The organism is Streptomyces sp. NPDC056452 (genome assembly GCF_042796085.1).
Classification (GTDB): domain Bacteria; phylum Actinomycetota; class Actinomycetes; order Streptomycetales; family Streptomycetaceae; genus Streptomyces.
This window is the reverse complement of sequence record NZ_JBHTRI010000001.1, coordinates 56,669-69,622: the sequence shown is the minus strand read 5'-3', so window position 1 is coordinate 69,622 and position 12,954 is coordinate 56,669. Positions and strand designations below refer to the sequence as shown.

Genomic DNA, 12,954 nt, shown 5'->3' with positions numbered 1-12,954 from the left:
TGCAGGAAGAAATCTCCGAGATTTCGTGGATGTGAGCGGGATGTGATCGCGTCATGTCCAGGGGCTTGACCGGGCCAGGTCAGGCTCGTACGGTCTGCTCGCATGCAGGTGTTGCATTCTTGCTGCAAGAACCTTCATGAGCCTTGAGGGCACGGCGCGTTGCCATGTGAGGCTGCTCCGCCATCCCCGCATTTCCCCCACCGCAGGAGGAAAGACATGGCACGCAGACCACTGTCTGCCGCGCTCGCCCTGGTCACGGGTGCTGCCGTTCTCGTCATCCCCACCGGGCTCGGCGTCGCAGGTACGGCCCAGGCCGCGCCACCCGGCGACAAGGACGTCACCGCAGTGATGTTCGAGTGGAAGTTCGACTCCGTGGCCAAGGCCTGTACGGACAGCCTCGGTCCGGCCGGTTACGGATTCGTCCAGGTCTCGCCGCCCCAGGAGCACATCCAGGGCGGCCAGTGGTGGACCTCGTACCAGCCGGTCAGCTACAAGATCGCCGGCCGGCTCGGCGACCGTACGGCCTTCGCCAACATGGTCAGCACCTGCCACGGCGCCGGTGTCAAAGTCATCGCCGACTCGGTCATCAACCACATGTCGGCCGGTTCGGGCACCGGCACGGGCGGCTCCTCCTACAGCAAGTACGACTACCCGGGCACCTACTCGGTGAGCGACATGAACGACTGCCAGTCGCAGATCAACAACTACGGCGACCGGGGCAACGTCCAGAACTGCGAACTGGTCGGCCTGGCCGACCTGGACACCGGCGAGGACTACGTGCGCGGCCGGATCGCCACGTACCTCAACGACCTGCTCTCCCTCGGCGTCGACGGCTTCCGCATCGACGCCGCCAAGCACATACCGGCCGGCGACCTCTCCAACATCAAGTCCCGGCTGAGCAACACGGGCGTCTACTGGAAGCACGAGGCGATCTACGGAGCGGGCGAGGCCGTATCGCCCTCCGAGTACCTCGGCAGCGGTGACGTCCAGGAGTTCCGCTACGGCCGCAGCCTCAAGCAGGTCTTCAACAACGAGAACCTCGCCAGCCTCAAGAACTTCGGCGAGGGCTGGGGCTTCATGGAGTCCGGCAAGTCCGCCGTCTTCGTGGACAACCACGACACGGAGCGCGGCGGCGACACCCTGAACTACAAGGACGGCGCCAACTACACCCTGGCGAGCGTCTTCATGCTGGCCTACCCCTACGGCTCCCCGGACGTCCACTCCGGCTACGAGTGGTCCGACAAGGACGCCGGCCCGCCCAACGGCGGCCAGGTGAACGCCTGCTACAGCGACGGCTGGAAGTGCCAGCATGCCTGGCGCGAGATCTCCTCCATGGTCGGCTTCCGCAACGCCGCCCGAGGTCAGGCCGTCTCCAACTGGTGGGACAACGGCGGCGACCAGATCGCCTTCGGACGCGGCGCCAAGGCGTACGTCGCGATCAACCACGAGGGCTCCTCGCTGAGCCGTACGTTCCAGACCTCGCTGCCCGCCGGTGACTACTGCGACGTCCAGTCCGGCAACGGCGTCACCGTCAACGGATCGGGGCAGTTCACCGCCACCCTCGGTTCCAACACGGCGATCGCGCTGCACGTCAACGCCCGTACGTGTGCCGGCGGCGGCACCACCGACCCGGGCCCCGGCACCGGCCAGTCCGGCGCCTCCTTCGGCGTCAACGCCACCACCCAGCTCGGCCAGAACATCTACGTCACCGGCAGCCAGGCCGCCCTCGGCGGCTGGGCCCCGGGAAGCGCACTCAAGCTCGACCCGGCGACGTACCCCGTCTGGAAGCTCGACGTCAGCCTGCCCGCAGGCACCGCGTTCGAGTACAAGTACCTCCGCAAGGACGCGAGCGGCAACGTCACCTGGGAGAGCGGCGCGAACCGCACCGCCACCGTGCCGGCCTCCGGCAAGGTCACGCTGACCGCCGACGTCTGGCGCAGCTGACCGCACCGCTCGGCGGGCCGGGGACGCGCGGCGGTGCGTCCCCGGCCCGCACCAGCTCCACCAGGACCCACCCCGAAAGTCGAGGAGAACCCGCCCGTGTCCCGAACCACCCTCCGGCGGGGGGCCGTTGCCGCACTGTGCGCGGCGCTGCTGCCCGTCGTACCGGCGGCCACCGCAGCCGCCTCACCCAGACCCCCGGCCCCGCCCTCGGACGCCGCGCTCGCCAAGGAGCCGGCCAGGCACGACCTGACCCGTGAGCAGTTCTACTTCGTGATGCCCGACCGGTTCGCCAACGGCGACACCTCCAACGACCGCGGCGGGCTGACCGGCTCACGGCTGGAGACCGGCTACGACCCCACGGACAAGGGCTTCTACCAGGGAGGCGACCTCAAGGGCCTCGCCGACAGGCTCGACTACATCAAGGGCCTCGGCACCACCGCCATCTGGCTGGCCCCGATCTTCAAGAACCGCCCCGTCCAGGGCACCGGCGACAACGCCTCGGCCGGCTACCACGGCTACTGGATCACCGACTTCACCCAGGTCGACCCGCACTTCGGCACCAATGCCGACCTGACGAAGCTGATCGACAAGGCCCACGGCAAGGGCATCAAGGTCTTCTTCGACGTCATCACCAACCACACCGCCGACACCGTCGACTACGCCGAGAAGAAGTACGGCTACAAGCCCAAGGGCGCCTTCCCGTACCTCGACAAGGACGGCCGCCCCTTCGACGACACGCAGGGCGTCGCGAAGACCGACGAGGACTCCTTCCCGTACACGCCGGTGAACGCCGGCAAGAAGGTCCCGTCCTGGCTCAACGACACCACGATGTACCACAACCGGGGCGATTCGACCTACGCGGGCGAGTCCACCGAGTACGGCGACTTCTCCGGCCTCGACGACCTGTGGACCGAGCGTCCCGAGGTCGTGTCCGGCATGGAGAAGATCTACGAGAAGTGGGTCCGCGACTTCGACATCGACGGCTTCCGCATCGACACCGTCAAGCACGTCGACCTCGACTTCTGGACCCAGTGGGCCACCGCCCTCGACGACTACGCGGCCGAGCACGGCCGCGACGACTTCTTCATGTTCGGCGAGGTCTACTCCGCCGACACCGCAATCACCTCGCCCTACGTGACCCGGGGCCGGCTCGACTCGACGCTCGACTTCCCCTTCCAGGAAGCCGCCCGCCAGTACGCCTCCCAGGGTGCTCCCGCCTCGAAGCTCGCCGCGGTCTACGGCGACGACTACCGCTACACCACGGACAAGGCCAACGCCTACGAGCAGGTGACGTTCCTCGGCAACCACGACATGGGCCGGATCGGCACCTTCCTGAAGCAGGACAATCCGAAGGCCTCCGACGCCGAACTCCTCGACCGTGCGCGCCTGGCCAACGAGCTGATGTTCCTCGGCCGCGGCAACCCGGTGATCTACTACGGCGACGAGCAGGGCTTCACCGGAGCGGGCGGCGACAAGGACGCCCGCCAGACGCTCTTCGCCTCGAAGACCGCCGACTACCTCGACGACGACCAGCTGGGCACCGACCGCACGCACGCCTCCGACGCGTACGACACCCGGCACCCGCTCTACCGGTCCATAGCCGCCCTCTCCGAGCTCACCCGGGAGCACCCGGCGCTGCGTGACGGGACCCAGACCGAGCGGTACGCCGAAGGCTCCGTGTACGCCTTCTCGCGCACCGACGCCAAGCGGCCGTACGAGTACGTCGTCGCCACCAACAACGGCGACGCGGCGAGGACCGTCGAGCTCGCCACCGGCTCGGCAGGCATGAACTTCCGTACGCTGTACGGCGGTTCCGAATCGGTCCGCAGCGGCGCCGACAAGACGGTCAGCGTCACGGTGCCCGCGCTCTCCAGCGTCGTGCTCCGCGCCGACAAGCCGCTGGGCGCCCCGGCCACCAAGCCCTCGCTCACCCTGGAGGCCCCCGCCGCCGGGGCCACCGGCACCGTGGAGATCACCGCCGACGTGGACGGCGGGCAGCTCGACCGGGTCGTGTTCGCCGCACAGACCGGCAACGGGAAGTGGCGCACCCTCGGCTCCGCCGACCACGCCCCGTACAAGGTCACCCAGCACCTGGACGACTCGGTGAAGGCCGGGACCCCGCTGCGCTACAAGGCCGTGGTCGTCGACCGCACCGGCCGCACGGCCGGCGCCCTCGCCTCGACGACCGCCGGACAGGCCCCGCCCGCGCCCAAGCCGGTCGCCGTCGAGCGCGACCACGCCGTCGTCCACTACAAGCGCGCGGACGGCGACTACGAGGGATGGCAGCTGAAGTCCGGCGACAGCACCGCCGACTTCATCGGACGCGACGCCTACGGCGCCTTCGCCTGGATCGACCTCGCCGAGGGCACCTCGTCGCTCCCGTACACGGTCGAGAAGGCCGGCACCGCCGACGGGCCCGAGCGCACCGTCGACCTCGCGAAGACCGGCCAGGTCTGGGTCGAGCAGGGCAAGGACGGGCAGGCCACCGAGGCGCCCGACGGAGCCAACCCGCCGCAGGACACCTCCAAGGCCGTCCTGCACTACCACCGCGCCGACGGCAACTACGACGGCTGGGGCCTGCACACCTGGACCGGGGCCGCCGCGCCCACGGACTGGGCCAAGCCCCTGCTGCCCGTGAAGACCGACGCCTACGGCGCCACCTACGAGGTGCCGCTCACCGACGGTGCCACCTCGCTCAGCTACATCCTCCACAAGGGCGACGAGAAGGACCTCCCGAGCGACCAGTCCCTGGACATCGCCTCGTACGGGCACGAGGTCTGGATGCTCGGCGGGAAGCCCGGCTACCTGTTGCCGCAGACGGGTGGCGCGCCCACGCCCGACCTCACCAAGGCCGAGGCCCAGTGGATCGACGCCGGCACCGTCGTCTGGAAGGTGAAGGCCACCGACGCCACCAGCCAGCAGCTCGTGTACGCGAAGAACGGCGGGATCTCCGTCGTCGACGGCGCCCTGACCGACGAGGGCCAGTGGCTCCGGCTCAACGCCACCGCGCTCACCGACGCGCAGAAGGCGAAGTACCCGCACCTCAAGGACTACCCGGCCTTCACCGTCGACGCCCGCGACCGGGACAGGGTCCGGGAGTCGCTGCGCGGCCAGATCGTCGCCACCCAGCGCGCCGCCAACGGCGCCCTGCTGGCCGCCACCGGGGTGCAGACCGCCGGAATCCTGGACAGCCTGTACGGGAACGCCGCGAGCGGCGCCGACCTCGGCCCCGTGTTCCGCAAGGGCAGCCCCACGCTCTCCGTCTGGGCCCCCACCGCACGTACGGTCTCGCTCGAACTCGACGGCAGGAACGTCCCGATGCGGCGCGACGACCGCACCGGCGTCTGGTCGGTCACCGGGAACAGGAGCTGGAACGGCAAGCCCTACCGGTACACCGTGGACGTCTGGGCGCCCACCGTCCAGAAAATGGTCACCAACAAGGTCACCGACCCCTACTCCACCGCCCTGACCGCCGACTCCGCCCGCAGCCTCGTCGTCGACCTCGACGACCCGAAGCTGGCCCCGAGCGGCTGGTCCGGCCTGAAGAAGCCCGCCGCGGCCCCGCTGCGCGACGCCCAGATCCAGGAGCTGCACATCCGCGACTTCTCGATCGCGGACGGTACGTCGAAGCACCCCGGCGAGTACCTGGCCTTCACCGACACCCGCTCCGACGGGATGAAGCACCTCAAGGAACTCGCGGACTCCGGCACCGGCTACGTCCACCTGCTGCCCGCCTTCGACATCGGGACCATCCCGGAGAAGAAGTCCGACCAGGACAAGCCCGCCTGCGACCTGTCCGTGTACGCCCCCGACTCCGAGGAACAGCAGGCCTGCGTCGCGAAGGCAGCGGCCAAGGACGGCTTCAACTGGGGCTACGACCCGCTGCACTACACGGTTCCCGAGGGCAGTTACGCCTCCGACCCCGACGGTACGAAGCGCACCGTCGAGTTCCGGAAGATGGTGCAGGGGCTCAACGGCGCCGGACTGCGGACCGTGATGGACGTCGTCTACAACCACACCGTCGCCTCCGGCCAGGACGACAAGTCCGTACTCGACCGGATCGTGCCCGGCTACTACCAGCGGCTCCTGGAGGACGGCACCGTCGCCACCTCGACGTGCTGCGCCAACACCGCGCCCGAGAACACGATGATGGGCAAGCTCGTCGTCGACTCGATCGTCACATGGGCCAAGGAGTACAAGGTCGACGGCTTCCGCTTCGACCTGATGGGACACCACCCGAAGGCCAATATCCTCGCGGTCCGCACGGCACTCGACGAGCTGACCGTCGCCGAGGACGGCGTCGACGGGAAGAAGATCATCCTGTACGGGGAGGGCTGGAACTTCGGCGAGATCGCCGATGACGCCCGCTTCGTCCAGGCCACGCAGAAGAACATGGCCGGCACCGGCATCGCCACCTTCTCCGACCGGGCCCGCGACGCCGTACGCGGCGGTGGCCCCTTCGACGCGGACCCCCGCGTCCAGGGCTTCGCCTCCGGCCTCTACACCGACCCCAACACCTCACCCGCCAACGGCACCGAGGCCGAACAGAAGGCCCGGCTGCTCCACTACCAGGACCTGATCAAGGTCGGTCTGACCGGCAACCTCGCCGACTACACCTTCACCGACACCCAGGGCCGCACGGTCAAGGGCTCGGCCGTCGACTACAACGGGGCCCCCGCCGGATACGCGGCGGTGCCCGGCGACGCGCTCGCCTACGCCGACGCCCACGACAACGAGTCGCTGTACGACGCCCTCGCCTTCAAGCTCCCCGCGGACACCCCGGCCGCCGACCGGGCCCGCATGCAGGTCCTGGCGATGGCGACCGCCGCACTCTCGCAGGGCCCCTCGCTCTCCCAGGCCGGCTCCGACCTGCTGCGCTCCAAGTCGCTCGACCGCAACTCCTACGACAGCGGTGACTGGTTCAACGCGCTGCACTGGGACTGCCGCAAGGGCAACGGCTTCGGCCGCGGACTGCCGCCCGCCGCCGACAACAAGGACAAGTGGTCCTACGGGAAGCCGCTGCTGACCGCCCCCGCGCTCACCCCCGGGTGCGCGCAGATCACCGGCGCCTCCGCTGCCTACCAGGACCTGCTCACCATCCGCACCACCGAGAAGGAGTTCGACCTCGCCACCACCGCACAGGTGCAGGACACGCTGTCCTTCCCGCTCTCCGGGAAGGACGAGACACCCGGGGTGATCACGATGCGCCTGGGCAAGCTGGTCGTCGTCATGAACGCCACCCCGGGTACGCAGAGCCAGGCCGTCCCCGAGCTCGCCGGCAAGGCCTACGCGCTGCACCCCGTCCAGGCGGCGGGCTCGGACGCCGCGGTCAAGAAGTCCTCGTACGAAGGGAAGTCGGGCAGCTTCACCGTCCCGGGACGCACGGTCGCCGTGTTCTCCCAGCGCTGACGCGCCCCGTTCCCCCGGCCGGCCCCCGGCTCCGCGCCCCATCGGTGCGGAGCCGGGGGCCGACCCGTTTCGCGGGGGACTCCCTTGTGCGGGCGGCGCGATCACGCGAAGCTGAATGCGTACACGTGCATGCACGCTGTACACGTATACGTACCCGCACACGCAATCAGGAGCGCTTGATGCCGCAGATCACCGTCGACTACTCCGGCGAGCTCGACGACAGCTTCGACCGCCGCGGCTTCGCGCTGGCCCTGCACCCGCTCGTCGCCGAGACCGTGTCCACCAAGATCCCCGCCTGCAAGACCCGGTTCCGCCGTGCCGAGGACTCCGTCGTCGGCGACGCCGCGACGGGCGACACCATCGTGAACGTCTCGATTGCGATGCTGCCCGGCCGTACCCCCGAGATCAAGGCGCAGCTGACGGAAGCCGTCCTGGAGCTGCTGGCCGGACACCTGAAGCCCGTCGACGGCCTCACCGTCCACGCCTCGGCCGAGGTCCGGGACCTGGATGCGTCCTACCGCAAGGGTTAGGCCCCGGCCCTAGGGCAGCCGCTGCGGCGGGACGGCGGGTGCGGCGGGCGCCAGGACGGAGAGACGCGTCAGCAGGTCTCCGAAGGGGCCGTCCGCCGGCTCCTGCGCGAAGACCCGCAGCACGATGCCCGCCATCTCCTGGTCGTACGCGGCGCTCACCGCGGCCAGCGCCGCGAAGTCGTGCACCAGCTGCAACTCCAGTTCGGCACGCGGGATGCGCCGACCGTCCAGCCAGAGCAGGGCTGTCGACTCGGCCAGTGACACCCAGGACCGCACCACGAGCTCAAGCCGGGCGGGCGGGGCAGAGACGTTGAGGTGGGCGATGATCTGCTCGTACGCGGCCTGCCGCACCCCGTCGATCAGGACGTCGGCCGTCGACGAACCGCCTGCCGGACCGCCCCGCATCAGCGCGGCGAAGCCCGGCCCGTGCTCCTCGACGAAGTCGAAGAACCGGCCCATCACCCGTAGCAGCCTTGCCCCCAGAGGCCCTTCGTGCGCCTCCAGGAAACGGCCGGCCAACTCGTCGGCGGCACGCCCCAGCGCCGCCTCGTACAGGCTCTGCTTACCGGGGAAGTAGTGGTAGACGAGCGGACGCGAGATACCGGCCGCGGCCGCGATCTCGTCGATCGACACATCGTCGGGGGAGCGGTGGCTGAACAACTCCAGCGCGACGCCGATCAACTGCTGCCTGCGCTCATCGACGCCCATCCTGCGCCGCACACCGGTCGTCATACCCCCAGCCTAACGGGGGCCGGGCCGCGCCCGTTCAGCGCAGGGCCCTCGCCCGGCTGCCGTCCGCCAACAGCCCGTCGAGCCGTGCCCGGTCGCCCGCCCGGGCCCGTACGGCCAGCAGACGCCCGTCCGCCCGGGCCCTGACACCACCCGTCGCGGACAGGGACGCGAACTGCCGTGAACCGGCCGCGAGTACGTACCAGCGCCCGCCGTCCGACCTCCACAGCACGCCCGCGAGAACCTGCGGTCTGCGCACCCCGCAGTCGGGGGAGTCCTCGGAGTGCGCCGCGACCGCGCCCGGCGCACCGGCGCCGCCCGAAAGCCCGGGCGGCGCCTGGAACTGGGCCAGCACCCTGCTGCCCGTGCCCCGCCAGGTCTCCGCCCGGGTGCAGAGCCACAGGGCGGCCCCCTCGCCCTCGGGCAGCGGCTGTCTCGCGTACGGCCAGGAGTTCACCGACCGGACCCCGCGCGAACGCACGGCCGGCAGCAGACAGGCGGTGCGCGCCCAGCTCTCCCGTTCGGACCGGCCCGACACATCGTGCGGGGCGGACGGCGCACCCGAGGTGAGGCGGACCGGTGTCAGCTCGCCGAGATCCGTCAACAGCCGGACCGCTGTGCCCTCCCGCACCTCCAGGGCGTTCCAGGAGTGGCAGCCGGCCGAGGCCGCGGGGCCGGTCAGCGCAGCCGTCACCCCGTGCCGGTCGCGGCGCAGGGGCCGTGCCGCGCCGCGCGGCGCGAGCAGGTCCCGTACGGCGGCCCCACGCACCCAGGGTGCCGTCAGATAGCGGATCCGGCCCTTGCGGCGCTGCACGACGAGGGCGCCCGCGGTCACCGAGTCGGCGCCGTCCACCCGGGCGAAGTCGAGCGCGGCGCCCCCGGCCGGATCGGCGTTGCGCGGCTCGGCGTAGCGCACGATCCGCAGTCCGTCGTGGAACAGCACCACAGCCGCCGCGTCGACCTCGCCCGCGTACAGGAGCTGCGGTGGGCCCATCGGCGGGCCGACGGGTGTCCCGGGCGTCGCCGACGAGGCCACCCCACTGCCCGGCCGCGCCCAGGCCGCGAGGGCGCGGCCCAGCAGCCGGGTGTCATCGGTCCGGTCGCCCCGGGTGGGCCAGGACGTGAAGTCCCTGCGGGCCGAGCTCTGCCAGAACGCGACGGGAACCCGCCGCAACGCGGCCGGGTCCAGCGCCTGTTCGGCGGCGGCGTTCCGGGAGTAGGGCGGTGCGGAGGCGGAGCCGCCCAGGCCGTCGCGCGGCATCAGCAGCAGCGTCCCGCACACCAGCAGCGCGCCGAGCCCGGCCGCGACGGCCCGCCCGCGCCGTCGGCGGCGCAGCAGATCCGTCGGACGGACCTGCAGGGAACACGGGTCGAACTCGGGCGAGGTGAGCAGCGCGTGGGACGCCGTGAGCGCGTCCGCCTCCAGGAGGGCGGCCGGGGGGTCGGCGACCCCCGCCGCACCGAGGACCCGGCACACCTCCGCGTCCGCGAGCCCTTCGAGGCCGCGCAGCACATGGGCGGCCCGGCAGGGCCCCGAGACCTCGGCCAGGGCCTGTTCCAGGGCCAGTTCCTCCGCACCGCAGGAGTGCGGGAAGAGCCGCAGCCCCCACACCTGCGGCAGCAGGGGCGGCAGCTGTACGCGCCGGGGCCGGGCGAACCGGAGCAGCGGCTGTCCCGCCTCCAGCGCGGAGCGCAGCACCCGCAGCCGCAGATAGGCGTAGCCGCGCTCGGCCGAGGCGGCTCCGGCAGCATGGCGCGGCCTCGGGAGAGCCGCCTCCGGCGGCGCGCTGCGCGACCGGGGCAGGGAGCGCTGGGCGAGCCAGTGTGCCGTCAGTACCCGGCGGTTGCGGCCGAACGAGGGCGGCAGCACGAGATATCCGATCCTGACCAGCCGCGCGTAGTGCTCGACGAGTGCGGCCTCTGCCCGGTCCGTATCGGCCTGTTCCGCGCAGGGGCGGCCGCCGGACGACGGTACTGCTCGTAGTGGGGGCACGTTCAGCAGAACGAGCGAATGGTGCGATGGTCACTCCGGTACGCCCGGGGGCGCACGCCCCGGCCGGTCGTCGCAGCGTGTTGAGCCCCGGACCGCAATCCGTAGTTCCGCCGCACCGGGAGGCGACACCGGGGCACGATGGCCGGATGGTGAAGCAGCTTGAGTGGCGACGAGGACGAGGTCGAGGCCCCCGGGCCGCAGCGGCCGTACTTGCGGGGTTTGCCCTGCTTGCCGCCTGCGGCGGGGGAGCGGACGGCGACGACAAGCCCGCCGTGCCGCCGACCGCGACCGGGACGCTGGAGCAGCTGGCGACGAAGGCGAGCTGCGAGCCGAATCTGCAGACCGACGCCCAGGAGATCCGGCAGGCCAACTGCACCACCGGCGACGGACGTTATGTGCTGGCCACCTTCGCCACCGACCGCGGCCAGCGGGAGTGGATCAACGAGGCCAACGACTACGGCGGTTCGTACCTGGTCGGCCGCAGGTGGGTCGCGGTCGGTGACGCGGAGGTGGTCGCAGCACTGCGCGGCCGGCTCGGGGGGACGGTGGAGACCGCCTCGCCTCACCACTCGGGGAACAGTGGCAATGGGGGGAGCGAGGGCGGGCACTCCGGTCACCACGGGAGCTGACCGCGCAGGAACGGGGGAAGGTGCCGCTGTGTGGGGGGAACGGGGGCGTCAGGGCCGCGTCAGCGGCACTTGCGCCCGCCGTTGACGCAGCTCACCACCTTCTTCATCAGCTGGTCGTCGAACACGTTGATGAAGTCACCGTGATCGGTGACGGGCTTGTGCAGCTGCTCCGGGAAGGAGTCGACGGCGAAGCCGGGGCCCGGCGGCACGTCGTACACGATGCGCTGCACCAGCTGCGGAATGGCCCGGAAGCCGTTCGGGCACCGCCCGTCGTCCTGGGCGAACGCCACATGGGTGCGGTGATTCGCACTGTCGGTGTTCTGGCCGTCCCAGCAGCTCTGGAAGGCGAAGGAACGCACCACCTGACTGCCTTCCGGGCAGATCGGATACTTGTCCTTGAGCTGCCTGTCCTCGAATCCGGTGCAGCTCCAGGACGCGTTGGCGTTGGCGTCGCCGTTGACGAATGCTTTGGCGTCACCGGTGATGATCCGCAGGAAGCGCGGCATTGCCGTGACCTTACCGGCCGGGGAACCGACGAATTTCAGCGTGACCTGCGACGGAGTCTGAATCTCTCCGATGTTCTGGTCCTTGCCGCCGCCGTCGGCGCCCACGTCGTTCTCGTCCTGTCCGTTCTGCAGGCGCAGGACCGGCCAGTAGTACGTGGATTTGTCGCCCTGATTGCGGCAGGTCGATTCACCGCCGGCCAGATCGTCATCGCTGGAGAAGGCATCCGTGGCCTGATTTCCGACGTAATCGTGCATGTGGTGAGCACCGTTGCTCACTCCGGGTGCGGCAATGACGTTGTCAGGGTTGAATTTGCCGTTCTCGTTCCGGCCGCAGTCCGTGGTGAACGTACCGCGGGAGGCGCCCCGGCGGATTCGGGGCCGGTCGACATTGGGCTCGATGGACTGGATGTCGACAAAGTCGGAGGCTTCGGGGCCATTTCCTTGCTGGCCGTCGTCCCCGCCCTGGTCGTCACCGCCGTCCTGGCCACCGTCCTGGCCCTGATCGGCTCCCTGGTCGTCGCCGCCCTGGTCCTGACCGCCGTCCTGGCCGCCGTCCTGACCCTGGTCCGCGCCGTCCTCGCCCCCCTGGCCGCCGTCCTGGCCGCCGCCCTGGTCGTCGTCATCGGCGCGCAGACTGCACGGTGCGAGGCCGTTCAGACCCTGGGGCCGCTGCGCCGCATTGCGTTCAATGGCGATGCCGATCCGGTCGAGACTGGCTGCCCGCTTGTTCTTCAGCGGGCCGAGCACCGCATTTTCGGCAAGGTTCGGGTCCTGTGCGATCTGCTCCTTCCGGTCCGCGAATTGCCGGTACGCGTCGGTGATCTGTGTATCCATTGCCGCCAGTTCGCGGTCGACCTCAGGGCGTGCCTGTTCGGGCACGTCGGGGAGGGCGATTCCCGCGTCGGGGCAGTCGATGGTGGACATCTGCCGGCCGGCGTTCCGGGTGCGGTCGGGGGGAGAGCCCCACGACCCTTCTCCCGCGCTTGCGTAGACATTGACGGCGACCAACCCACCTCCGCCCAGAATCAGAGCGACCGAAGCGACAATCGCCCGGTTGGCGAGTGTCGAACGTTTCTTGCGCGATGTGCGTCCCATGGAACTCCTCTGCTTCGAGGGAGAAGCGTGACGTCCCATACGGGCCGGGCGCCCGGCCCGTTCAGAACGCTGTGGAATTCGTGGGATTCTCCAGGCCCAAAACGGCCCGAACGCCCGGA

General features: G+C 70.4%; 7 protein-coding genes. 4 read left to right on the top strand and 3 right to left on the bottom strand.

Features of this window, described 5'->3' with window-relative positions; translation table 11 throughout:
- Positions 1–216 precede the first annotated feature (216 nt).
- The 3 genes from ACFQ6X_RS00295 (at position 217) to ACFQ6X_RS00285 (ending at position 7,883) form a co-directional block, all read left to right on the top strand.
- Positions 217–1,944, top strand: coding sequence for a carbohydrate-binding module family 20 domain-containing protein (locus ACFQ6X_RS00295; RefSeq protein ID WP_383173562.1), 1,728 nt, complete (start codon positions 217–219; stop codon positions 1,942–1,944).
- A 96-nt stretch (positions 1,945–2,040) separates the two neighbouring features.
- The gene (pulA, locus tag ACFQ6X_RS00290) at positions 2,041–7,353 is read left to right on the top strand and encodes a pullulanase-type alpha-1,6-glucosidase (RefSeq protein WP_383173559.1); all 5,313 of its coding nucleotides are present in this window, start codon (positions 2,041–2,043) and stop codon (positions 7,351–7,353) included.
- A 179-nt stretch (positions 7,354–7,532) separates the two neighbouring features.
- On the top strand, positions 7,533–7,883 hold the full coding sequence (locus tag ACFQ6X_RS00285; protein WP_383173556.1) for a 5-carboxymethyl-2-hydroxymuconate Delta-isomerase: 351 nt from the start codon (positions 7,533–7,535) through the stop codon (positions 7,881–7,883).
- A gap of 9 nt (positions 7,884–7,892) precedes the next feature.
- Here the strand turns inward: ACFQ6X_RS00285 and ACFQ6X_RS00280 are convergent, their stop codons facing one another.
- Positions 7,893–8,615: a TetR/AcrR family transcriptional regulator gene (locus tag ACFQ6X_RS00280; protein WP_383173553.1), complete on the bottom strand. Its 723-nt coding sequence runs from the start codon at positions 8,613–8,615 to the stop codon at positions 7,893–7,895.
- 34 nt (positions 8,616–8,649) lie between these two features.
- On the bottom strand, positions 8,650–10,605 hold the full coding sequence (locus ACFQ6X_RS00275) for a hypothetical protein (protein WP_383173550.1): 1,956 nt from the start codon (positions 10,603–10,605) through the stop codon (positions 8,650–8,652).
- Between the two features lie 146 nt (positions 10,606–10,751).
- Here ACFQ6X_RS00275 and ACFQ6X_RS00270 point away from each other — a divergent pair, with 146 nt between their 5' ends.
- Positions 10,752–11,234, top strand: coding sequence for a hypothetical protein (locus ACFQ6X_RS00270; protein WP_383173548.1), 483 nt, complete (start codon positions 10,752–10,754; stop codon positions 11,232–11,234).
- Positions 11,235–11,293: 59 nt separating this feature from the next.
- Here ACFQ6X_RS00270 and ACFQ6X_RS00265 read toward each other — a convergent pair whose 3' ends face one another.
- Positions 11,294–12,835 carry a DUF1996 domain-containing protein gene (locus ACFQ6X_RS00265; protein WP_383173545.1) on the bottom strand — a complete coding sequence of 514 codons (1,542 nt, stop codon included), beginning with the start codon at positions 12,833–12,835 and terminating at the stop codon, positions 11,294–11,296.
- Between the last annotated feature and the right edge of the window lie 119 nt (positions 12,836–12,954).